At 71.0% G+C, this 23,440-nt stretch carries 17 protein-coding genes; 7 read left to right on the plus strand and 10 right to left on the minus strand.

All coding sequences use genetic code 11. The annotated features are described in order from the left end of the window. Nucleotides 1-109: 109 nt before the first annotated feature. The gene (locus ACFWWR_RS08725; RefSeq protein WP_383861029.1) at nucleotides 110-1,153 is read right to left on the minus strand and encodes a 3-isopropylmalate dehydrogenase; all 1,044 of its coding nucleotides are present in this window, start codon (nucleotides 1,151-1,153) and stop codon (nucleotides 110-112) included. A gap of 143 nt (nucleotides 1,154-1,296) precedes the next feature. Between ACFWWR_RS08725 and ACFWWR_RS08730 the strand changes: the two genes are divergently transcribed. After that, complete coding sequence (locus ACFWWR_RS08730; protein WP_383861026.1) at nucleotides 1,297-2,862, plus strand: purple acid phosphatase family protein; 1,566 nt, start codon at nucleotides 1,297-1,299, stop codon at nucleotides 2,860-2,862. Between the two features lie 57 nt (nucleotides 2,863-2,919). On the opposite strand, the gene ACFWWR_RS08735 is transcribed toward ACFWWR_RS08730, so the two are convergent. The 3 genes from ACFWWR_RS08735 to ACFWWR_RS08745 all read right to left on the minus strand — a co-directional run bounded on the left by ACFWWR_RS08735 (nucleotide 2,920) and on the right by ACFWWR_RS08745 (nucleotide 5,962). Next, a complete protein-coding gene (locus tag ACFWWR_RS08735) occupies nucleotides 2,920-3,051 on the minus strand; it encodes a hypothetical protein (RefSeq protein WP_107091473.1) in 132 nt (43 codons plus the stop codon). Nucleotides 3,052-3,357: 306 nt separating this feature from the next. After that, the gene (pruA, locus tag ACFWWR_RS08740) at nucleotides 3,358-4,989 is read right to left on the minus strand and encodes an L-glutamate gamma-semialdehyde dehydrogenase (protein WP_383861023.1); all 1,632 of its coding nucleotides are present in this window, start codon (nucleotides 4,987-4,989) and stop codon (nucleotides 3,358-3,360) included. 46 nt (nucleotides 4,990-5,035) lie between these two features. After that, a complete protein-coding gene (locus tag ACFWWR_RS08745) occupies nucleotides 5,036-5,962 on the minus strand; it encodes a proline dehydrogenase family protein (RefSeq protein ID WP_383861020.1) in 927 nt (308 codons plus the stop codon). Nucleotides 5,963-6,126: 164 nt separating this feature from the next. Here ACFWWR_RS08745 and ACFWWR_RS08750 point away from each other — a divergent pair, with 164 nt between their 5' ends. From ACFWWR_RS08750 to ACFWWR_RS08770, 5 genes are all read left to right on the plus strand, one after another. Beyond that, nucleotides 6,127-7,326, plus strand: coding sequence for a PucR family transcriptional regulator (locus ACFWWR_RS08750; RefSeq protein ID WP_384302593.1), 1,200 nt, complete (start codon nucleotides 6,127-6,129; stop codon nucleotides 7,324-7,326). Nucleotides 7,327-7,457: 131 nt separating this feature from the next. Continuing rightward, the gene (locus ACFWWR_RS08755) at nucleotides 7,458-8,954 is read left to right on the plus strand and encodes an ABC transporter substrate-binding protein (RefSeq protein WP_383861015.1); all 1,497 of its coding nucleotides are present in this window, start codon (nucleotides 7,458-7,460) and stop codon (nucleotides 8,952-8,954) included. Then, entirely contained in the window at nucleotides 8,951-10,690 is a 1,740-nt protein-coding gene (locus ACFWWR_RS08760) for an ABC transporter permease subunit (protein ID WP_384302595.1), read from the plus strand. Before ACFWWR_RS08755 ends, ACFWWR_RS08760 begins: the two co-directional genes overlap by 4 nt. Beyond that, entirely contained in the window at nucleotides 10,680-11,663 is a 984-nt protein-coding gene (locus tag ACFWWR_RS08765; protein ID WP_383861009.1) for an ABC transporter ATP-binding protein, read from the plus strand. Before ACFWWR_RS08760 ends, ACFWWR_RS08765 begins: the two co-directional genes overlap by 11 nt. Then, nucleotides 11,650-12,324, plus strand: coding sequence for an ATP-binding cassette domain-containing protein (locus ACFWWR_RS08770; protein WP_383861006.1), 675 nt, complete (start codon nucleotides 11,650-11,652; stop codon nucleotides 12,322-12,324). Before ACFWWR_RS08765 ends, ACFWWR_RS08770 begins: the two co-directional genes overlap by 14 nt. Here ACFWWR_RS08770 and ACFWWR_RS08775 read toward each other — a convergent pair. After that, entirely contained in the window at nucleotides 12,311-12,895 is a 585-nt protein-coding gene (locus ACFWWR_RS08775; protein ID WP_383861003.1) for a TetR/AcrR family transcriptional regulator, read from the minus strand. The two genes, ACFWWR_RS08770 and ACFWWR_RS08775, sit on opposite strands and share 14 nt — an antisense overlap. A 123-nt stretch (nucleotides 12,896-13,018) precedes the next feature. Here ACFWWR_RS08775 and ACFWWR_RS08780 point away from each other — a divergent pair, with 123 nt between their 5' ends. Next, on the plus strand, nucleotides 13,019-14,542 hold the full coding sequence (locus ACFWWR_RS08780) for an MFS transporter (RefSeq protein ID WP_384302597.1): 1,524 nt from the start codon (nucleotides 13,019-13,021) through the stop codon (nucleotides 14,540-14,542). Nucleotides 14,543-14,597: 55 nt separating this feature from the next. Here the strand turns inward: ACFWWR_RS08780 and serA are convergent, their stop codons facing one another. From serA to ACFWWR_RS08805, 5 genes are all read right to left on the minus strand, one after another. Continuing rightward, nucleotides 14,598-16,187, minus strand: a complete 1,590-nt coding sequence (serA, locus tag ACFWWR_RS08785) for a phosphoglycerate dehydrogenase (RefSeq protein WP_383860997.1) — start codon at nucleotides 16,185-16,187, stop codon at nucleotides 14,598-14,600. A 253-nt stretch (nucleotides 16,188-16,440) separates the two neighbouring features. Then, entirely contained in the window at nucleotides 16,441-17,439 is a 999-nt protein-coding gene (gene ilvC, locus ACFWWR_RS08790; RefSeq protein WP_383860994.1) for a ketol-acid reductoisomerase, read from the minus strand. A 118-nt stretch (nucleotides 17,440-17,557) separates the two neighbouring features. Next, complete coding sequence (gene ilvN, locus ACFWWR_RS08795) at nucleotides 17,558-18,085, minus strand: acetolactate synthase small subunit (protein ID WP_031047109.1); 528 nt, start codon at nucleotides 18,083-18,085, stop codon at nucleotides 17,558-17,560. A gap of 20 nt (nucleotides 18,086-18,105) precedes the next feature. After that, nucleotides 18,106-19,986 (minus strand): acetolactate synthase large subunit, encoded by a 1,881-nt coding sequence (locus ACFWWR_RS08800; RefSeq protein ID WP_383860991.1) that lies wholly within the window; start codon nucleotides 19,984-19,986, stop codon nucleotides 18,106-18,108. A 345-nt stretch (nucleotides 19,987-20,331) separates the two neighbouring features. Further along, entirely contained in the window at nucleotides 20,332-23,370 is a 3,039-nt protein-coding gene (locus ACFWWR_RS08805) for a putative bifunctional diguanylate cyclase/phosphodiesterase (RefSeq protein ID WP_383860988.1), read from the minus strand. Nucleotides 23,371-23,440 lie beyond the last annotated feature (70 nt).

Genomic DNA, 23,440 nt, shown 5'->3' on the forward strand with positions numbered 1-23,440 from the left:
GCGTGAATGCGACCCAGGGGATGATGGTGGCACCCCGGCGGGGACATGCGAAAGCCGCCGGGTGGTGAGTGACCCGGCGGCTTCGAGGTGTTCGCGAAAGCGCGGCGGGTCAGCCGGCTACTCGTACGGCGAGCGCGTCGCCGATCTCCGAGGTGGAGCGGGCGGGCTTGCCGGTGCGCTCCGCGAGGTCGGCGGAGACGGCGTCCTCGATGCGGGCGGCCTCGGCCTCGTAGCCGAGGTGACGCAGCAGGAGGGCGACGGACAGGACCGTGGCGCTGGGGTCGGCCTTGCCCTGACCGGCGATGTCCGGGGCCGAGCCGTGGACCGGCTCGAACATCGACGGGAACTCGCCGCTCGGGTTGATGTTGCCGGAGGCGGCGACGCCGATGCCGCCGGAGACGGCCGCGGCGAGGTCGGTGATGATGTCACCGAAGAGGTTGTCGGTGACGATCACGTCGAAGCGCTCGGGCTGCGTGACCAGGTAGATGGTCGCCGCGTCCACGTGCATGTACTCGGTGGTGACGTCGGGGAACTCCGCCGCCACCTTGTTGAAGATGTTCGTCCACAGGTGACCCGCGAAGGTCAGCACGTTGTTCTTGTGGATCAGCGCGAGCTTCTTGCGCGGGCGGGCCTGGGCACGGGCGAAGGCGTCGCGGACCACGCGCTCGACACCGAAGGCCGTGTTGACGGAGACCTCGGTGGCGACCTCGTGCGGGGTGCCCTTCCTGATGGTGCCGCCGTTGCCCGTGTACGGACCCTCGGTGCCCTCACGGACCACGACGAAGTCGATCTCGGGCTCACCGGCGAGCGGGGTGGCGACACCCGGGAGGAGCTTCGACGGACGCAGGTTCACGTGGTGGTCGAAGAGGAAACGGAGCTTCAGCAGGAAGCCGCGCTCCAGGACACCGGACGGGACCGACGGGTCGCCGATCGCGCCGAGCAGGATGGCGTCGTGCCGCTTGAGGGCCTCGGCGTCCGCGTCGGTGAGGGTCTCACCGGTGGCGTGGTAGCGCTGGGCGCCGAAGTCGTACTCCTTGGTCTCCAGCTTCACATCCTGCGGGAGGACGGCGGAGAGGACCTTCAGACCTTCGGCCACGACTTCCTGGCCGATGCCGTCACCGGGGATCACTGCGAGATTGATGCTGCGAGACATGTCGGCACCGTACTCCCTCGTCCCATGTGATGACACGCACTGTCCGGGATACGGACACCCAGGCGGCGGACAACGTCATCCTGTCGGATTGCGTTCACCCGTACGCAGGACGGGCGTTGGGCCGCGCTGGGAAGTTCACCACCATGGAGACTCCCGACTTCGGCATCCCGCCCGCGCTCGCCCGCCGGATGAGCATGGCGGAACAGCACGAGTACCTGCGCACCAAACTGTCCCGGCGCCGCACGCTGGTGACGGCGGGCGCCGTGGCGGGAGGGCTGCTGACCGGCTGTTCGGGCGGCGGAGCGCCGAGTACGACCGCCAGTGCGCCGGCCGCGACGGCCGCGTCCCGGGTGCACGGCTCCGTCGTCACCCCCTTCGGCCGCCATCTCGCCTTCGGCGCCGACCCGAAGACGCAGATGCGGGTCTCCTGGCAGGTGCCGCTCGCGGTGCGGAAGCCGTACCTCCGGATCGGCACCCGGCCCGACGACCTCGGCCGCAGGATCGAGGCCGAGGTGCGCGACCTGCACACACCCGGACTGACCGGGGTGCGCTCGGCGCTCGACCAGTACTACCTGCACGCGGCACTCGACGGCCTGCGCCCCGGCACGACGTACTACTACGGCGTCGGCCACGACGGCTTCGACCCGGTGTCGCCCGAGCGCCGGAAGACCATCGGCACCTTCCGCACGGCCCCGGCGAGCCCCGAGCGGTTCGTGTTCACCGCGTTCGGCGACCAGGGAGTCGGCAAGGCGGCGGCCGCCAACGACCATGTGCTGCTGCGCCAGGACCCCGCCTTCCACCTGCACGCCGGCGACATCTGCTATGCCGACGTCAACGGCCGCGGCGAGAAGTCCGACGGCTACGACCCCGCCTTCTGGGACCTGTTCCTCAAGCAGAACGAGCCGGTCACCAGGTCCGTGCCGTGGATGGTGACGACCGGCAACCACGACATGGAGGCCTGGTACTCGCCGGACGGCTACGGCGGCCAGCTGGCCCGCTGGTCCCTCCCGGACAGCGGCTTCGACCCGCGCGCGGCACCGGGCGTGTACGCGTTCACGTACGGCAACGTCGGCTTCGTGGCGCTGGACGCGAACGACGTGTCGTACGAGATCCCCGCCAACTTCGGCTACACGGAAGGCAAGCAGACGGCCTGGCTGGACCGGAAGCTGGGCGAGCTGCGGGCAGACGCCTCGGTCGACTTCGTCGTCGTCTTCTTCCACCACTGCGCGTACTCGACCTCCACGCACGCCTCCGACGGCGGAGTCCGTGCCGAGTGGCTGCCGCTGTTCGCCAGGCACCAGGTGGACCTGGTGATCAACGGGCACAACCACGTCTACGAGCGCACCGACGCGATCAAGGACGGCGAGGTCGGCAGGCCGGTCCCGATCGGCGCGTCAACGGACCCCACCCGGGACGGGACGGTGTACGTCACGGCGGGCGGCGGCGGCAAGGACCTGTACGGGTTTCCGGAAGGCGTGAAGGAGAGCTACGAGGGGCACGTCACGGGCCGCGAGTCGGTCGAGACCTTCCGGTGGACGAAGTCGAAGGAGTCCGAGAAGGAGACCGTGGAGTGGTCGCGGGTGCGCTACCGGGGCTTCTCCTTCCTCTCGGTGGAGGCGGAGAGCGGGGCACGGCCGCGCCTCACGGTGTCGGCGCTGGCGCAGAGCGGGGAGCGCGTCGACCATTTCGAGGTGCGGCGCGGCGTCTGAGACCGCGCCGCACCTCGCGGGTGCGGCTCCCGGCTTACATGGGTACTGGACCTGGCCTCAGTGGCCGGTCGAGCCGCCGTTGTCGCGGCGGTCGAGGGCGCGCTGGAGGGCGGCGGCCGCGTTCTTACGGTCGGACTCGCTCGTACGGGAGATACGACGGACTCGGCGGCGGGCGGTCGTCTCGGCCATGGGAAATCGACTCCTTCGAGTTCCTGGAGTGCACGGGGGGGGTTGCGAGACGCCGGAAGGGGCGGGGAGCGAGCCGCAGGGGTTGCCTGCGCGGGGCCCGGCTCACGACCGCCATTCGCTTGGTCGAGCGAGACGTTCGGCTCCTACAAAGTTAAGGGAGGAGCGCGCGTCTGTCTCCACAATTACTCGGACTTCCTACTATCTGAGACGGCGCACTGGCGGTGTACTGGCTCACACCGCGCTGAACTGCGGTTTCACGCGAACGGGCCGGGTCGACGACGACCCGGCCCGTTCCCCCGTGGGGGGTCAGCCCATGTGCGGGTAGGTGTAGTCGGTCGGCGGGACCAGCGTCTCCTTGATGGCGCGGGTCAGCGTCCAGCGCATCAGGTTCTGCGGGGCGCCCGCCTTGTCGTTGGTGCCGGAGGCACGGCCGCCGCCGAAGGGCTGCTGGCCGACGACGGCGCCGGTCGACTTGTCGTTGATGTAGAAGTTGCCGGCCGCGTAGCGCAGCTTCTCCATCGTGTACGCCGTCGCCGCACGGTCGGTCGAGATGACCGAGCCCGTGAGCGCGTAGGCGGACACCGACTCCATCTGGGTCAGCATCTCGTCGTAGCTGTCATCCTCGTAGACGTGCACGGCGAGGATCGGGCCGAAGTACTCGGTGGTGAAGACCTCGTTCGCCGGGTCGCCGCACTCGATGACGGTCGGGCGGACGAAGTAACCGGTCGAGTCGTCGTACGAACCGCCCGCGACGATCGTGCAGTCGGGGTCGGACTTCGCGCGGTCGATGGCCGCCTTGTTCTTGGCGAAGGCCCGCTCGTCGATGACGGCGCCGACGAAGTGGGACAGGTCGGTGACGTCACCCATGGTGATGTGGTCGACCTCGGCGGCGAACTCCTCACGGAAGCCGCTGTTCCAGATCGACGCGGGGATGTACGCCCGGGAGGTCGCCGAGCACTTCTGGCCCTGGTACTCGAAGGCACCGCGGGTCAGGGCGGTCTTCAGGACCGCGGGGTCGGCGCTCGGGTGGGCGACGACGAAGTCCTTGCCGCCGGTCTCGCCGACCAGGCGCGGGTAGGAGCGGTACTTCTCGATGTTGGCGCCGACCGTCTTCCACAGGTACTGGAAGGTCTTGGTCGAGCCGGTGAAGTGGATACCGGCCAGGTCGCGGTGGGCCAGGGCGACCTCGGAGACCTCGATGCCGTCACCGGTGACGAGGTTGATGACGCCCTTGGGCAGACCTGCCTCTTCCAGGAGCCGCATCAGCAGCACGGCGGCGTGGGTCTGGGTCGGGGACGGCTTCCAGACCACGACGTTGCCCATGAGCGCGGGCGCGGTCGGCAGGTTGCCCGCGATCGCCGTGAAGTTGAACGGCGTGATCGCGTAGACGAACCCCTCGAGCGGGCGGTGGTCGAGGCGGTTCCAGACGCCCGGCGAGTTGGCCGGGGGCTGCTCGGCGAGCAGGTCGCGGGCGTACTTGACGTTGAAGCGCCAGAAGTCGACCAGCTCGCAGGGGGTGTCGATCTCGGCCTGCTGAGCGGTCTTGGACTGGCCCAGCATGGTCGAGGCGGCGAGCGTCTCGCGCCAGGGGCCGGCCAGCAGGTCCGCCGCGCGCAGGATGATCGCCGCGCGGTCGTCGAACGACATCGCGCGCCAGGCGGGCGCGGCGGCGAGGGCCGCGTCGATGGCGTCCTGGGCGTCCTGCCGGGTGGCGTTGCCGTACGTACCGAGGACGGCCTTGTGGTTGTGCGGCTGCACGACGTCGAAACGCTCACCGCCACCGAGCCGCTGCGCACCGCCGATGGTGCACGGGAGGTCGACCGGGTTCTCGGCCAGCTCCTTCAGCTTGGCCTCCAGCCGGGCGCGCTCGGGCGAGCCGGGCGCGTAGCCGTGCACCGGCTCGTTGACGGGGGTGGGGACCTGGGTCACAGCGTCCATGGGTTCCGTAACTCCTTACTGAGCGGTGTTGCGAGCGGTGTGCGGCTCAGTCCTTGGTGAGGATCGAGCGGGCGAAGAAGCGGAGGTTCGCCGGCTTCTCCGCCAGGCGGCGCATGAAGTAGCCGTACCAGTCGGTGCCGTAGGCGGTGTAGACGCGCATCCGGTGGCCCTCGGCGGCGAGCCGCAGGTGCTCGTCGCTCCGGATGCCGTACAGCATCTGGAACTCGTACTCGTCGAGCTTGCGGCCGGAGCACCGGGCGAGTTCCTGGGCGATGGAGATGAGGCGTGGGTCGTGGGACCCGATCATCGGATACCCCTCCCCCGCCATCAGGACCTTCAGGATCCGCACGTACGCCTTGTCGATCTCGTGCTTGTTCTGGTGGGCGACCTCGGCGGGCTCCTTGTACGCCCCCTTCACCAGCCGTACCCGGCTGCCGTTCTCGGCGAGGCGGCGGGCGTCGGCCTCGGTGCGGAAGAGGTAGGCCTGGATCACGCAGCCGGTCTGCGGGAATTCCTTCCGCAGCTCCTCGTGGATGGCGAACATCGAGTCGAGGGTGGTGTGGTCCTCCGCGTCGAGGGTGACGGTCGTACCGATGGCGGCGGCGGCCTCGACGACGGGCCGGACGTTGCCGAGAGCCAGCTCGTGACCACCGGGGAGGGCCTGGCCGAACATCGACAGCTTCACCGACATCTCGGCGCGGGCGCCCAGCTCCAGCTGCTTCAGCCGGTCGACGAGCTCCAGGTAGGCGTCCCGCGCGGCGGCGGCCTGCGCGGGCGTGGTGATGTCCTCGCCGACGACGTCCATCGTCAGCTCCAGGCCCCGGTCCGTCAGCGCCCGGACGATCGGCACGATCTCGTCGACGGTCTCGCCCGGGATGAAGCGGTCGACGACCCGCTTGGTCACCGGGGCGGCCGAGATCAGGTGGCGCATCCGGTCGCTGCGCGACGCGGCGAGAATCACGGGACCCAGCACGGGGAACCTCCACATACCAACCCAGACGAGGCCGTTTCCCAACGTTCCGGGAACGGCACGGAGAACCACCGTGAAACCTAAGGATCCCTCCGATCGTCTGCCATCGACAGCTGTCACGCATCCGTGCCCCAGATCTCAGACAGATGTATGAAGGGCTTGCGGATATGCGGGAGAATGCCCGGGTGACGTCGGATTACAAGGACCACAAGGGCGACTACCAGGAGCTGGTCGACGAGGTCTCGGAGATCCTCGGCGCCCCGGCGACGCTGGAGAGCCGGGACTTCGAGCTGATCGCCTTCGGCGCGTACGACAGTGAGGGCGAGCTCGACGCCGCCGCCCTGGACCCGGTGCGCACCCGCTCGATCCTGACCCGCCGCTCGACGTCCGCGGTCCGGACGTGGTTCGAGGGCTTCGGCATCACGCGGGCGACCGGCCCGGTCCGCATCCCGCCGACCCCGGAGGCGGGCGTGTACCGGGGTCGCGTCTGTCTTCCCGTACGCCATCGGGGGGTCGTCCTCGGTTACGTCTGGCTGCTGGCCGACGATCCGGGGCCGACCGAACGGCAGCTGACGGCGGCCATGGAGGTGACCGCCCGCATCGGCGCGCTGCTCGCGGACGAGGCGCAGCACGGGGCGGACCTCTCGCGGGAACTGCGGGCGGTCCTCACGGCCGAGCGCGACTGGCAGCGCGACATGGCCGTCGCCGAACTCCGCACCGCCCTCGGGCCCCGCACCGACACCCTTCACACCGTGGTGTGCGTGGCCCCCTGGCCGTCGGCCGGCCCGGACGACGCCCCGTCGGTCCGTACGGTGCCGGGGGCCACCGCCCTGTGCACGGTGCCGTGGGAGACGACCGCCACGTCCCTGGCCCTGCTGGTACGGCTGCGCTCGGCGGACGTGCTGGCGCCGGCCACGTCGGCGGCGGGGCGGTTGCTGGAGCAGGCGCGCGGCACTGAGGCCGCCGCCGGCATCGCGCCCGCCCGAGCCGGGCTCGCGGAACTGGGGACGGCCTGGCGGGAGGCCTCGGCCGCCGCCCGCGCGGCCCTGGCGGAACCCCACCTCGGCCCGGTCGCCGAGTGGGCGTCGATCGGCCCGTACCGCCTGCTGACCGCCCTGCCCCCGGAGACGGCCCACGACCCCGCCGTACGCACGCTCCTCTCCCCCGCCCACCGCGAACTGGCCCGCACGGCGGAGGTCTACCTGGACTGCGCGGGCCAGGCGGGCCGGACGGCGGCGGAGCTGGGCATCCACCGCCAGACCCTCTACTACCGGTTGTCGCGGGTCGAACAGCTCACGGGGCTGGACCTGGACGACGGGGAGGACCGGCTGCTGCTGCACATGGCGTTGAAGAGGGCACGGCTGTGAGCGGTCGGGCGGCCAGGGCGGCGGTGCCCAGCGGTGACCAGGTCGGCGGGACACGGAATTATTGAAAACGATTGTCATCGTGCTACGGTCGCCGCACTCACCCTTGACCACCCCTTTACCCGGAGGGTCCCGTGCGCCTGCCCGCCCACCGCCTGCTCCCCGCCACCGCCCTCACGGCCGCCTCCGCCCTGCTCACCGGCTGTTTCGCCGGTGCGGAGTCGGCCACGGGTGACGAAGGGGGCGGCAAGCGAATACGCGTCGCGATGATGCAGCCCCCGCGCTCCGGGCTGTCCCCGCTGTCCGACGACGCGTTCAAGCTGTCCCGCTGGTCGACGGCCGAGACGCTGGTGAAACTGGACAAGGAGGGAGACGCCGCACCCGCGCTGGCCACCAAGTGGACACAGTCGGGCAAGAGCTGGACCTTCACCCTCAGAGACGGGGTCACCTTCCACGACGGCACGGAGCTGACCGCCGAGACCGTCGTCCGCTCCCTCACCGCGGCCGCCGGCGCCGCCCCCAAGCCCCGCATCCTCGACGGCGTCGAACTGACGGCGAAGGCCGAGGGCGAGGACACGGTCGTCGTCACCACGGGCGACGAGGACCCCCTCGTCCCGCAGCGGCTCAGCTCCCCGCAGCTGTCCATCCTCGCGGCGAAGGCGTACACCGGGAAGACGGTGAACCCCGTGGGCGCCGGCACCGGCCCCTTCGAGCTGACCAAGGTCAACGGCACCTCCTCCGCCACCCTCGACCGCTACGGCGCCTACTGGGGCGACAAGGCCGAGTCCCCCGGCATCGACGTCAGGTTCGTGCCGGACGGCACCGCCCGCGCCGCCGCCCTCCGCAGCGGCGAGGCCGACATCGTCGAGGCGGTCCCCGTGTCGCAGGCCGCGCTGCTCGACGAGGACCTGATCACCGAGGTCCCGATGCCGCGCACCAACACCCTGTATCTGAACACCGGGAAGGGCGCCTTCGAGGACGCCTCGCTGCGCGCCGCCGCCCGCGAGGCGGTCGACGCCGAGACGATCGTGAAGAGCGTCTACGAGGGTCGCGCCGACGTCGCCGCAGGGCTGCTGGGACCCGCGCTGCCGTGGGCGGCCGAACTGCGTACGCCGGTGTCCCGCACCAAGGCGGGCGACCCGTCCGGGAAGACCATCACCATCGGCACCTTCACCGACCGCGCCGAACTTCCCGAGGTGGCGGCCAGCCTCCAACAGCAGCTGCAGAAGGCCGGCTTCAAGGTGAAGCTGGACATCCGCGAGTACGCCAACATCGAATCCGACGCGCTGGCGGGCGAGTTCGACGCGTTCATCCTCTCCCGGGCGACCGTCCTCGACTCCGGCGACCCGGCCGCCTACCTCTACAGCGACTTCGCCTCCGACGGCTCCTTCAACATCTCCCAGCTCGCGAACCCCACCGTGGACAAGGCGCTGACCAGGGCGGGCGGCACCGAGAGCGGCGACGCCCGCCGCAAGGCCGTCATCGAGGCCGAGGCCGCCGTGCTCGCCACCGACGCGGCCGTGCCGATGCTCCATGAGCGGGTGATCCAGGGCGACGCCGCCGGGGTCGTCGACGCCGCCCACGACCCCCGCGAGCGGGAGCTGGTCACGGCGGACACGCACGTCAAGTGAGGCTCCGACCAAGAGCGGCCGGGGCGACCCGGGCCGTCTGTCTCCTCACGGTCCTGACCACCGTGGGCCTGTTGCCCTGGCTCTCCGGCCGCGACCCCGCCCTGACGGTCCTGCGGGCCCGCTCCGCCGAGCAGGAGCCGACCGAGGAGGCTCTGGACGCCGTACGCCAGGATCTCGGCCTCGACGCGGGACCGCTGCCGCTGCTGGGGAGTTGGGCCTCGGACCTGCTGCACGGAGACCTCGGCACGTCCTGGGTCTCCGGCACCGACGTCCTGCCGTCCGTGGTTTCCGGGCTCCAGGTGTCGCTGGCGCTGATGGGTGCGGCCTTCGCGGTCGCGGTGCTGCTGGCGTGCGCGCTGGTGGCGCCCGTGCTGGTGCGGGGGCGGGGGTCGTCCGGGGCGTGGGCCGCGATGCTGGCGGCCGTGCCCGAGTTCCTGCTGGCCACCGTCGCGTTGCTGGTGTGCGGGGTGTGGCTGGGGTGGCTGCCGACGTCCGGCTGGCAGGGCCCGCAGTACATGGTCCTGCCCGCGCTCGCCCTCGGCGTCCCCGCGGGCGGTCTGCTCGGCCGGCTGGTGGCGGACGCGCTGCCCGCCGTGCTGGACGAGCGGTGGGTGGAGCTGTGGCGAGGAGCCGGAGTCACCCGCCGGAACGTCTCGGCGGCCGCCCTGAGGCGCGTACTGCCGCCGCTGGTACCGCAGTTCGGGATGGTGGCGGTGGGGCTGACGGGTGGCGCGGTCGCCGTCGAGACCGTGTTCGCCGTGCCCGGCATCGGCCGTACTGCGCTCGGCGCTGCCAAGTCGCAGGATCTGCCGCTGCTCCAGGGCGCGGTCCTGGCTCTGCTGCTGCTCGGCCTGGTCACGGGGGCGGTCGCGGCGCTCGTAAGGCGTCGGCTGCTGGGCCCGGCGCTGCGGGACGCCGGGCTGTCGCTGCCGCCGGTGCGGCCGGTTCGCGCGCATCCGGCGATCCCGGTGGCCCTCGCCGTCCTGCTCGCGACGGCGATCGGCTGGGGCCTGCTGCGCGACCCGTACGCACTCGACCCGACCGCCCGGCTGGCCGCGCCCTCCTGGTCGCACCCGCTCGGCACCGACGGCCTCGGCCGGGACGTGCTCGCCCGGCTCGGCCACGGCGCGGCCCCGACGGTCGGCACGGCGGCGGCGGTGTGTCTGCTGAGCCTGCTGCTCGCGCTGGCGCTCGGCTTCCTGCCCGGTGTCGCGGCCGGCGCGGCGGACATCGCGAACGCCCTGCCCCCGGTGATCGTCGGCATCCTGGTCGCGGCGGCGTCCGGACCCGGCACCGGCGGAGCGGCCCTCGCGGTCGCGCTGATCTCGTGGCCGCCCCTGGCCTCGCACGCGGCGGCGCTGGTGCAGGAGGTGCGCGCGTCCTCCTTCCTCACCGCCCAACGGGCCATCGGCGCAACCCCGTCGTGGATCCTCACCCGGCACGTCCTCCCGTCGGTGGCCGCGCCCGTCGCCCGGCACGCCCTGCTGCGCCTGCCCGGCATCGCCCTCGCCCTGGCCTCCCTCGGCTTCCTGGGCCTCGGCGCCCAGCCGCCCGCCCCCGAGTGGGGCCTGCTCCTCGACGAGTCCCGCGCCTACGTGGAACGCGCCCCGTGGGCGGCCCTCGCCCCCGCGGTGGCTTTGGCCCTGCTCGCGGGACTGGCGGTGTCGGGAGCGGCGTACGCCCAGGGCCGACGCGTCACCCGCGACACCAGGAAGGCGGCCCCCGTTGGAGTCTGAGGCACTTCTCTCCGTACGCGATCTGCGGATCGCCTTCGACGGCGTCGAGGCCGTGCGCGGCCTGTCCTTCGACGTCCGCCCGCGCGAAGTGCTGGCCGTCGTCGGCGAGTCGGGCGCGGGCAAGTCCCTCACGGCGCGGGCGCTGCTGGGCATGCTGCCGCCGGGCGCGACAACGAGCGGGAGCGTACGACTGCTCGGCGAGACCGATCTCGCCGCCCAGCGCGGCCGCCGCATCGCCCTCGTTCCGCAGGACGCCCTGTCCGCACTCTCCCCCGTGCACCCGGTGGGCGACCAACTCGCCGTCGCCGTGAGGTCGGTGGCCGGTGTGTCGCGCAAGGAGGCCCGGGCCCGGGCGGTGGCCGCGCTCGACCGCGTCGGCATTCCGGACGCCGCCCGCAAGGCGCGCGCGTACCCGCACGAGTTCTCCGGCGGTATGCGGCAGCGGGCGGTGATCGCGATGGCGACGATCAACGAACCCGACGTCCTCGTCGCCGACGAGCCGACCACCGCGCTGGACGAGGAGCGCCGGGACCAGGTGCTCCGGGTACTCGGCGAACAGCGGGAAGCGGTCGGGGCGGCGCTCGTCCTGGTCACGCACGACCTGGACGTCGTACGACAACACGCGGACCGCGCGCTGGTCATGTACGCCGGACGCCTGACCGAACTCGGCCCGGCCGAAGAGGTGTTGACCCGCCCGTCGGCCCCCTACACGGCGGGCCTGCTGGCGTCCCTCCCCCAGTACGCCCCCGCCGGCCGCCGCCTGCCCACCCTTCCCGGCAGCCCGCCCGCGCCGGGCGCGCTGCCGCCGGGCTGCGCCTTCGGCCCGCGCTGCCCGATCGCGGCGGACACCTGCCACCACGAGGATCCGGAGCCGCGCCCGGTGGAGGGACGGCTGGTCGCCTGTCACCGCTGGGCCGAAGTCCCCCACCCCGCCGTCGAGTTGTTCCTGGAGAAGCCGTATGCCTCTTCTTGACGTCCGCGACCTCGTCGTACGCCACGGACCGGTCACGGCGGTGGACCACGTCTCCTTCGCCCTGCACGCGGGAGAGACGCTCGCCCTGAACGGCCCTTCCGGCTGCGGCAAGTCCTCCACCGCCCTGGCGGTACTGCAGCTGCGCCGCCCGGACAGCGGCGAAGTGCGCTTCGAGGGGCGGGAGCTGACCACCCTCGGCGAACGCGAACTCCGCCCGCTGCGCCCCCGCATGCAGCCCGTCTTCCAGGATCCGTACGGCTCCCTCAGCCCCCGCCACCGCATCCGCGACGCGGTCGCGGAACCACTCAGGGTCCAGGGCCGCTGGAGCGCGGACGACGGCCCCGCCCGAGTGGCCGACCTCCTCGACCGCGTCGGCCTCGACCCGTCGTACGGCGACCGCCACCCGCACGAACTCTCCGGCGGCCAGTGCCAGCGCGCCGGCATCGCCCGCGCGCTCGCCTCCGAGCCGCGCCTGCTGATCCTGGACGAACCGGTGTCGGCCCTCGACCCGTCCGTCCGGGCCGGCGTGCTGAACCTGCTCGCCGACCTCCAGGACGAGCTGGGTCTCGGCTACCTGTTCATCTGCCACGACCGGGCGGTCGTACGGCACTTCGCGGACCGGGTGCTGGAGATGCGGGACGGGCGGGTCACCCCTTCGTGACGGCGGCGATCACCTGGCGCAGCCCCTCGGCGAGCTGCTCCGCGCCGGGGGCGGTCTTCGGGTCGAAGGTCCACTGCGCGATGAGGCCGGTCATCAGGGTGAGGTAGAACGCGCCGAGGGTGTCCACGGTCTCGTCCGAGACGTCCTCCTCCCGGCCGCCCATGAGCAGCGGGATGAGCCCGCGCGCCGCCTCCCGCTGGGCCAGCGCCAGGTGATCGCGCACCTCGGGCATCTCGTCACCCATGACCAGGACCTCCATGCTGAGGTGCCAGATCGAACCGGGATCCCGCATGGTGCCGACGATGTTCGACCACACCCCCTGGAACCGTTCGACGGATCCCGGCTCGGTGGCGCTCGTGGCGATCCCGCCCCCGTCGAAGGCGTCGCCCAGCGCTTCGACCAAGGACACGTACGCCTGCGCCAGCAACGCGTCCTTCGATCCGTAGTGGTAGCCGATCGACGCCAGGTTGGTGCCCGACTCCTTCACGATGTCGCGCGCCGTCGTACGCGCGAACCCCTTCCGCAACAGGCAGCGCTTGGCGCCTTCGAGCAGATCCTCACGGTGTCCCATGCGCAGCAGCGTACCCGGATCCATACGACTGTCCTAGACAGGCGACTTACACAACCGACTTGTACAAACGATTTATACAGACGTACTAGACAAGCGTTTAAGACGCTCGTACAGTCCTCAGGCATGACGAACCCGACGCGTACTTCCGCAGGCCCCCGTGCCGGCCGCCGCGAATGGACCGCCCTCGCCGTGCTGATGCTTCCGCTGCTCCTGGTCTCCATGGACGTCTCGGTGCTCTACTTCGCCATCCCGGCGATCAGCGCGGACCTGGAGCCGAGTGGCACCCAGCAGCTGTGGATCTTCGACATCTACGGTTTCGTACTGGCCGGCCTGCTGATGACGATGGGCTCCCTCGGCGACCGCATCGGCGGTCGCAGGCTGCTGCTGATCGGCGCCGCGGCCTTCGGCACCGCCTCCCTGGTGGCGGCGTACGCGCACAGCGCCGAGACCCTGATCGCGGCGCGTGCGGTCCTCGGCATCGGCGGCGCGACCCTCATGCCGTCGACGATGGCGCTGGTCCGCACGATGTTCACCGACTCGGCCCAGCGCGCGAAGGCGGTCGGCCTCTGGTCCGGCGTGATGACGGCCGGTATCGCACTCGGCTCGGTGATGAGCGGCGTGCTCGTCGAACACTTCTGGTGGGGCTCGGTCTTCCTGGTCAACCTGCCCGCGATGGTGCTGCTTCTGGTCCTCGGCCCGGTCCTGCTCCCGGAGTCGAAGAGCACGAACCCCGGACGTTTCGACCTGCTGAGCGTCCCGCTCTCCATGGCAGCGGTCCTGCCCGTGATCTACGGCCTGAAGGAGATTGCGTCCGAGGGCTGGAACGTGCGCTACGTCGTGTCGGTGACCGTCGGCCTGCTCTTCGCCGCGCTGTTCGTCCACCGCCAGCGCACCACGGCCTCGCCGCTCATCTCACCGGCGCTGTTCCGCAACCACGGCTTCACCCCGGCGGTCGCCCTCAACCTCGTCTCCGCCTTCGGGATGATGGGGTCGGCCTACTTCACCACGCAGTACCTCCAGTCGGTCCTCGGCAAGAGTGCCCTGGAGGCCGCGCTGTGGAGCCTGCTGCCTTCCGTGCTCATCGGCGCCGCGGGGCCGCTCACGGCCCACCTCGCGCAGCGGGGCGTGCACCGCGCCCACCTCGTCGCCGCAGGCTTCGCGGTCAGCGCGGGCGGCTACGCGCTGCTGGCCCTGGTGGACACGGACTCCCTCTGGCTGCTGCTGGCCGCGTGCGGCGTCCTGGCCTCCGGCGCCGTCACCGTGATGTCCCAGCTGACCGACCTGGCCATGAGCACGGCCCCGGTCGAGAAGGCGGGCGCGGCCTCGTCGCTCCTGGAGACGGGCACCGAGTTCGGCGGCGCCCTGAGCATGGCCGTCCTGGGCGCGATCGGTACCGCGATCTACCGCCACGACATGCCGGCCTCGGCCCCCGCTCCTGCCCGCGAGACCCTGGGCGGGGCGCTCGCCGTGGCCGACGGGGTACCGGGCCTGGCGACCACGGCACGAGAGGCCTTCACCAGCGGGATGCAGGCGGCCTCGGTCGCGGGGGCGCTGGTACTTGCGGGGGCGGCGGTGCTGGCGGCCGTGACACTGCGGCGCGTTCGGGTGCCGGAGGAGACTCCGGAACCGGAAAAGGTCCCGGCATGACGGAAGCCGGGTGCGCCGAGGATTCTCGGCTCACCCGGCTTCTCGCCGTCAAGCGTCAGACCAGGTTCACCGCGCGGGCGGACGTCGCGCCGATCTCCTCCGCGACCTCCGCCAGCACGCCGGCGGGCACCGTGTCGTCCACGGTCAGGACGGCCAGCGCCTCGCCACCCGCCACCGCACGCGACACCTGCATGCCGGCGATGTTGATGCCGGCCTCGCCGAAGACACGGCCCACGGTGCCGACGACACCCGGACGGTCCTCGTACCGCAGGACGACCATGTGGTCGGCGAGCGCGAGGTCGACGTCGTACTCACCGACCGCGACGAGCTTCTGCAGGTGCTTGGGGCCGGCCAGGGTGCCGGAGACCGCCACCTCCTCGCCGCTGCCGAGCGTGCCGCGCACGGTCACGACGTTGCGGTGGTCGGCCGACTCGGAGCTGGTCGTCAGGCGCACCTCGACACCACGCTCCTGCGCGAACAGCGGGGCGTTGACGTACGACACCGTCTCGTCGACGACGTCCTCGAAGACACCCTTGAGGGCACTGAGCTCCAGCACCTTCACGTCGTGCTGGGTGATCTCGCCGTACACCTCGACGTCGAGGCGGACCGCGACCTCACCGGCGAGCGCGGTGAAGATACGACCGAGGCGCTCGGCGAGCGGCAGGCCCGGCTTGACGTCCTCGGCGATGACACCGCCCTGGACGTTGACCGCGTCCGGGACCAGCTCGCCGGCCAGGGCCAGGCGCACCGACTTGGCGACGGCGATACCGGCCTTCTCCTGCGCCTCGTCGGTCGACGCCCCGAGGTGCGGGGTGCAGACGACCTGGTCGAGCTCGAACAGCGGGGAGTCCGTGCAGGGCTCCTTCGCGTACACGTCCAGACCGGCGCCGGCGACGCGGCCCTCCTTGAGCGCCGAGTACAGCGCCTCCTCGTCGACGATCCCGCCGCGCGCGGCGTTGACGATGCGCACCGACGGCTTGACCTTGTGCAGCGCCTCGTCGCCGATGAGACCCAGCGTCTCGGGGGTCTTGGGCAGGTGCACGGTGATGAAGTCGGCGACCTCGAGCAGCTCGTCCAGCGACAGCACCTTGACGCCCATCTGCGCGGCCCGCGCGGGCTGCACGTAGGGGTCGTAGGCGACGACCTTCATGCCGAAGGCCGACATCCGCTGGGCGACGAGCGCGCCGATACGGCCCAGACCCACGACACCGAGGGTCTTCTCCGCGAGCTCGACGCCCGTGTACTTGCTGCGCTTCCACTCGCCGTTCTTCAGCGCGGTGTTGGCCTGCGGAATGTGGCGCGCGGTGGCGAGCAGCAGACCGCAGGCCAGTTCGGCGGCGGTCACGATGTTCGAGGTGGGGGCGTTGACGACCATCACGCCGGCCTTGGTGGCGGCGGAGACGTCGACGTTGTCCAGGCCGACGCCGGCTCGTGCGACGACCTTCAGCTTGTTCGCGGCGGCGACCGCCTCGGCATCGACCTTGGTGGCCGAGCGGATCAGGATCGCGTCGACGTCGGCGATGGCGGGCAGCAGCTCGGCCCGGTCCGCGCCGTTGACGTGCCGGATCTCGAAGTCGGGGCCAAGCGCGTCGACAGTGGCGGGCGACAGCTCTTCAGCGATGAGTACGACAGGTTTCGAGCTCACGTGAGTCCTCACATGTCCAATGCGGACGGCCGTCCCGACGGCCGCATGCGGTGGAGGGTTGCTAGCCGCGTGGAAGACGCACGACGCTGTGGGCCTGACGCGTATGTAATGCAGCAGTCTAGTGCCGCAACGGAAGTCGTCTTACGCCTCCACGGAAGGATCACTCGTCCGTGGCTGGACACCGTGGACAAGCGGTTACCCGTGGTTCGGCGACGGGGCCGCAACGACATCGCCGCGGCCCCGCCCCCGCGGCTCACGCCTCGTCGTTCACCCACGACATGAGCTTGCGCAGCTCCTTGCCGGTGGTCTCCAGGAGGTGGTTCTCGTCCTGGGTCTTGTACTCGTTGTACTTCTTCAGACCGCCGTGGTACTCGGCCATCCACTCACGCGCGAAGGTGCCGTCCTGGATCTCGGCGAGGACCTTCTTCATCTCGGCCTTGGTGGCGTCCGTGATGATGCGCGGGCCGGTGACGTAGTCGCCCCACTCGGCGGTCTCGGAGATGGACCAGCGCATCTTGTCGAGGCCGCCCTCGTACATGAGGTCGACGATCAGCTTCAGCTCGTGCAGGCACTCGAAGTACGCGATCTCCGGCTGGTAGCCGGCCTCGGTCAGCGTCTCGAAACCGGCCTTGACCAGCGCGGCCGTACCACCGCACAGAACGACCTGCTCACCGAACAGGTCGGTCTCGGTCTCCTCGGTGAAGGTCGTCTTGATGACGCCGGCGCGGGTGCCGCCGATGCCCTTGGCGTACGAGAGGGCCAGCTCGAAGGCGCTGCCGGTAGCGTCCTGCTCGACGGCGGCGATGCACGGAACGCCGCGGCCCTCCTCGTACTGGCGGCGCACCAGGTGGCCGGGGCCCTTGGGGGCGACCATGCAGACGTCGACGCCCGCCGGGGGCTTGATGAAGTCGAAGCGGATGTTCAGGCCGTGGCCGAAGAAGAGGGCGTCGCCGTCCTTGAGGTTGTCCTTGATGGACTCCTCGTAGACCTGGGCCTGGATCGGGTCCGGAACCAGGATCATGATGACGTCGGCCTCGGTGGCGGCCTCGGCCGGGGTCACCACGCGCAGGCCCTGCTCCTCGGCCTTCGCCTTGGACTTGGAGCCCTCGTGCAGACCGACACGCACGTCGACACCCGAGTCACGGAGCGACAGCGCATGGGCGTGGCCCTGGCTGCCGTAACCGATGACCGCGACCTTGCGGCCCTGGATGATGGACAGGTCGGCGTCGGCGTCGTAGAACAGCTCGGCCACTTTGGGTTCTCTCCTTGTGTGCAGGTGTTGCGTCCCACCGTATGACGGCGAGCGGAAGTGGAGTTTCGGGGTCTCGGTATACGGGCGGTCGGTGGTCTCCGACCGCCCGCTCCTTCTCTCAGGCAGACCGGTCCAGGGCGCGCAGCGACCGGTCGGTGATCGAACGCGAACCACGGCCGATCGCGATCGTGCCGGACTGGACGAGCTCCTTGATGCCGAACGGCTCCAGCATCTTCAGCATCGCCGACAGCTTGTCGCTGCTGCCGGTGGCCTCGATGGTGACGGCCTCCGGGGAGACGTCGACGGTCTTGGCGCGGAAGAGCTGGACGATCTCGACGATCTGGGAGCGCGTCTCGTTGTCGGCGCGCACCTTCACCAGAACGAGTTCCCGCTGAACGGCGGATCCCGCCTCCAGCTCGACGATCTTCAGCACGTTGACGAGCTTGTTGAGCTGCTTGGTGACCTGTTCGAGGGGCAGTTCCTCGATCACGTTCACCACGATGGTGATCCGGGAGATCTCGGGGTGCTCGGTGACGCCGACCGCGAGCGAGTCGATGTTGAAGCCGCGGCGGGAGAACAGGGCGGCGATCCGGGCGAGGATGCCGGGCGTGTTCTCCACCAGGACGGAGAGCGTGTGCTTGGACATGTCTCTTGGGTCTTCCTCGCTCAGTCGTCTTCGTTGTCGCCGAAGTCGGGGCGGACGTCCCGAGCGGCCATGATCTCGTCGTTGGAGGTGCCGGCGGCGACCATCGGCCACACCATGGCGTCCTCGTGGACGATGAAGTCCACGACGACCGGGCGGTCGTTGATGGAGTTGGCCTCTTCGATGACCTTGTCGAGGTCCTCCGGGGACTCGCAGCGGATCGCGTAGCAGCCCATGGCCTCCGACAGCTTCACGAAGTCGGGGACGCGGGTGCCGGCGCTCGGCTGCTTGCCGGAGCCCGCGGCGGAGCCGCTGATCGATGCAGTGGGGCCGGAGTGCAGCACGGTGTTGGAGTAGCGCTGGTTGTAGAAGAGGGTCTGCCACTGGCGCACCATCCCGAGGGCGCCGTTGTTGATGATGGCGACCTTGATCGGGATGTTGTTCAGGGCGCAGGTGGTGAGCTCCTGATTGGTCATCTGGAAGCAGCCGTCGCCGTCGATCGCCCAGACCGTGTGGTCCGGGGCTCCGGCCTTGGCGCCCATCGCGGCCGGGACCGCGTAACCCATCGTGCCCGCGCCGCCGGAGTTCAGCCAGGTCGCCGGTTTCTCGTACTGCACGTAGTGCGCGGCCCACATCTGGTGCTGGCCCACGCCCGCGGCGAAGATCGTGCCCTCGGGAGCGAGCTGCCCGATGCGCTCGATGACCTGCTGCGGCGAAAGGGATCCGTCCTCAGGCTGGTCGTAGCCCAGAGGATAGTTCTCGCGCCAGCGGTTGAGGTCCGTCCACCAGGCGGCGTAGTCGCCCCGGTGACCCTCGCTGTGCTCCTTCTGCACGGCCTGGACCAGATCGGCGATGACCTCGCGGGCGTCACCGACGATCGGCACGTCGGCCGCGCGGTTCTTGCCGATCTCGGCCGGGTCGATGTCGGCGTGGACGATCTTGGCGTGCGGGGCGAAGCTGTCCAGCTTGCCGGTGACGCGGTCGTCGAAGCGGGCTCCGAGGGCGACGATCAGGTCGGCCTTCTGCAGCGCGGTGACGGCGGTGACCGCACCGTGCATGCCCGGCATTCCCACGTGCAGCGGGTGGCTGTCGGGGAATGCACCGAGCGCCATCAGGGTGGTGGTGACGGGCGCTCCGGTGAGTTCTGCGAGGACCTTCAGTTCGGCGGTGGCGTTGGCCTTCAGGACGCCGCCGCCGACGTACAGCACGGGCCGCTTGGCGGCGGTGATCAGCTTGGCGGCCTCACGGATCTGCTTGGCGTGCGGCTTGGTCACCGGGCGGTAGCCGGGCAGGTCCATGACCGGCGGCCAGGAGAAGGTCGTCCGCGCCTGGAGGGCGTCCTTGGCGATGTCGACCAGGACCGGGCCCGGGCGGCCGGTGGAGGCGATGTGGAACGCCTGAGCGATCACCCGCGGGATGTCCTCGGCCTTGGTGACCAGGAAGTTGTGCTTGGTGATCGGCATGGTGATGCCGACGATGTCCGCCTCCTGGAAGGCGTCCGTACCGATCGACGCGGAGGCGACCTGGCCGGTGATCGCGACCATCGGCACGGAGTCCATGTGGGCGTTGGCGATCGGTGTGACGAGGTTGGTCGCACCGGGGCCCGACGTCGCCATGCAGACCCCGACCTTGCCGGTGGCCAGGGCGTAGCCCTCGGCCGCGTGGCCCGCGCCCTGCTCGTGCCGGACCAGAACGTGGCGCACCCGGGTGGAGTCCATCAGCGGGTCGTACGCCGGGAGGATCGCACCGCCGGGAATCCCGAATACCGTCTCGGCGCCGACCTCCTCGAGAGAGCGGATGAGGGACTGCGCTCCCGTGACGTGCTCGGGCGCGGACTGGTGTCCTCCGGAACGGGGCCGCGGCTGCGGATGATGGGCCCCGGTGGCCTGCTCGGTCATCGGCATTCTCTTCTCGATGCTGAGGGTTTTTGCGAAGTTCGTGCGGTGTACGGCTTTTGTACGGCAGGTGTCTGTGCAACAAAAAACCCCTCGTGCCGTGAGGCAAGCGAGGGGAGCGCGCCGGGTGCGGTCGCTGGGAGTTCCGGGTCCGTCCGGAGGTCACCAGCGTCAGCCGACGCGCTTTCCAAGTACGAGAATTCGGGTGCGCATGGCACAGACCCTCTCCCCGGCGCACACTCACTGTCAAGTGGGTGGGACGGGAGTCTCATTATGTGAGCGCAGGGCCGGTCCGTCACCGAGACCGCGACCACACCACTGGTGTACACCCCCGCGCTCCTTTCCCTCGTTCGTTCACCTCCGGGGCGCCGCAGTCGGTGTCGAGGCCGCGACCGGGCTCAGCCCTTCGGGCCTCCGTGCGGCAGGACCCTCGGCACCGACGCGCCCCTGCGGCTCTCTCACGCCGCCCGCGAACGCGGGCTCCGCCGGTCCGTGCGGCACCGGGTAGTGGCCGGATCCGAGCGCTCTGCGCAGCCGGTACTCGTCCAGCGGGCCGGAGAACGCCATGCCCTGTCCGTGCGTGCACCCCATCGCGCGCAGCGCCACGACCTGCTCCGGCAGGTCCACGCCGTCGGCCACGGACTGCAGCCCGAGATCGCCGGCGATGCGCAGCAGCCCACTGGTGATCTTGTGCAGCCGGGCGGACTCGACGACTCCCTCGACCAGATCGCGGTCGAGCTTCAGTACGTCGACGGGGAGCCTGCGAAGGGCTGTGATGGCCGCGTATCCGCTCCCGAAGCCGTCGAGGGCGATCCGGACGCCGAGCCTGCGCAGGGCGCTCAGACGGCGCTCCAGCTCGTCCAGCGGGGCCCGGGGGTCGGTGTCGGACAGCTCGATCACCAGCGATCCGGACGGCAGCCCGTGCCGGGTCAGCAGGGCCTCGATCGAGCCGAGCGGCATCGAGCGGTCCAGCAGCCGGCGCGCACCCATCCGGACCGTCACCGGCACGGACAGCCCGTTCGCGGCGCGCTCGGCGGCCTGCTCGACGGCCTCCCCGAGGATCCACCGGCCCAGCTCGGCCGTCTTCTCGCTGTCCTCGGCCACCCGCAGGAACTCGGCGGGCGTGAACAGCACGCCCTGCGAGGAGCGCCAGCGCGCCTGGGCGGCGACCGACGTGATCCGGCCGTCCTCCAGGCACACCACCGGCTGGTGCAGCAGGGTGAACTCACCGTCGTTCAGCGCGGCACGCAGACGCGTGGCCAGCTCCGCCTTGCGTACGACGTCCTGCTGCATCTGGGGGGCGTACAGCTCCACGCGGCCCTTGCCGCCCGCCTTGGCGCGGTACATGGCCAGGTCCGCGTTGCGCAGGATCTCGCCCGCGCCGAGGCCCGGCTCGGCGAAGGCGACGCCGATGGAGGCGTTGACCCGGACATCGTTGCCGTCGATGAGGTAGGGCTGGGAGAGCGTGATCCTGAGGCGGTCGGCGAGGTCCATGATGTGACGCTCCCGGGCGGGGCGGTCACGGGCGCCGTCCCCGACGATCAGGGCCGCGAACTCGTCGCCGCCCAGCCGGGAGGCGGTGTCCCCGTGCCGGACCGCGTCCTGGAGCCTGCGGGCGGCCTGGACGAGCAGTTCGTCCCCGGCCTGGTGCCCGATGGTGTCGTTGACGGCCTTGAAGCCGTCGAGGTCGATGAAGAGGACCGCCGTGCCGCGCAGGGCCGCGCCGCGGTCGGAGGAGCGACGGCCGGACAGGGCCTGCTGGACGCGTCGGGTGAACAGGGCGCGGTTGGGCAGGTCGGTCAGCGGGTCGTGCTCGGCGTTGTGCTGCAGTTGCGCCTGCAGGCGCACCCTTTCGGTCACGTCCCTGCTGTTGAAGATGAGGCCGCCGTGGTGCCGGTTGACGGTGGACTCGACGTTGAGCCAGCCGCCGTCGCCGGAGCGGAAGCGGCACTCGATGCGCGTGGTGGGTTCCTCCTGCGGGCTGGCGGCGAGGAAGCGGCGCACCTCGTGCACCACGCAGCCCAGGTCCTCCGGGTGGATGAGGCCGGCCAGTTCCGTACCCACGAGTTCCTCCGCGGGTCGGCCGTAGACGCCGGCGGCGGCCGGGGAGACGTACCGGAGGATGCCGTTCGGAGCGGCGATCATGATGACGTCGCTGGAGCCCTGCACCAGGGAGCGGAAGTGGTTCTCCTTCTGCGCCAGCTCCTGGGTGAGGGTGATGTTGTCGAGCAGCATGATGCCCTGGCGCACCACGAGGGCGAGCACGACGGTGCCACCGGTGAGGAGCACCACGCGGTCGACGCTCCGGCCGCTCAGGACGTTGTAGAGGATCCCGAGCGTGCAGACGGCGGCGGCGAGATAGGGCGTGAGGGCGGCCAGCGAGCCGGCGATCGGCCGGGCCGCCGGATACCGGCTGTGATCGTCTCCCGGCACGGGCGGGCGCTGGTGCGGGCCGGTGCGCTGTCCTGGCAGGTGTTCGTGCACCACGCGCGTGTGCCCCTCCGTCCGGCGCCGGTCGAGGCGCTGCCTCAGGGGGTCAGGTCGGCCGCGCCGCGGGGCGGCCCAGGGGGCGTAGGCGAGCAGCAGCGAGCCGGCGAACCATCCCGCGTCGAGCAGTTGCCCGGAGCGGTAGGTGTGGTGCAGCAGCGGTGAGGTGAACAGCGCGTCGCACATCACGGTCAGGGCGAGCGCCCCGATCGCGGTGTTGACCGCCGTACGGTTGACCGCCGAGCGCCGGAAGTGCAGCGCGAGCACCATGCTGACCAGAGCGATGTCGAGCAGCGGATACGCGAGCGACAGCGCGGCGTGCGCCACGCTCGACCCCTCGGACTTCGCCGCCTGTGCGAGGGCCAGGCTCCAGGACAGGGTGAGCAGCGAGCCGCCGATCAGCCATGCGTCCAGACCGAGGCAGACCCAGCCCGCCTTGGTCACCGGCCGCTTGGCGAGCACCAGCAGTCCCACGATCGCGGGCGGCGCGAAGCACAGGAAGAAGAGATCCGCGGAGCTGGGGTTGGGCACGGGCCGCCGCAGGACGACTTCGTACCACCCCCAGATGAGGTTGCCGACGGCCGCCATCGCCGAGGAGAGGGCGAAGAGCAGCCAGGCGGGCCGGAAGCAGATACGGCGCCTACGGGCGTAGAGGAAGCAGGACACCGCGGCGGCGCCCGCCGCGGCGCTCAGCCCGAAGTCACCCATGATCAAGGCTACTTGCCGTGATCCCCAGCCGAGCGCGGAACCGGCGGCGTATCCCGCGCACACCAGGGCCAGAACGAGTTGGCGGACCGTGCCCGACGCGCAGTTGAGGGCCGGTGGGCGGGTCGGCCTCGCCCCCGGCGCGGGCTGTACCCGCCGCGCCCCGTCAAGGGCGGTCGTGGATGGCGGGGGCGAACTCACCGGACCCTCCCGGTCCGAGCCGCTCCAGGGTCCCGGGGATCCCGGTGCGCTGGGTGCGCATGCCTCCTGC

Source organism: Streptomyces sp. NPDC058678, assembly GCF_042714835.1.
Lineage (GTDB): Bacteria > Actinomycetota > Actinomycetes > Streptomycetales > Streptomycetaceae > Streptomyces.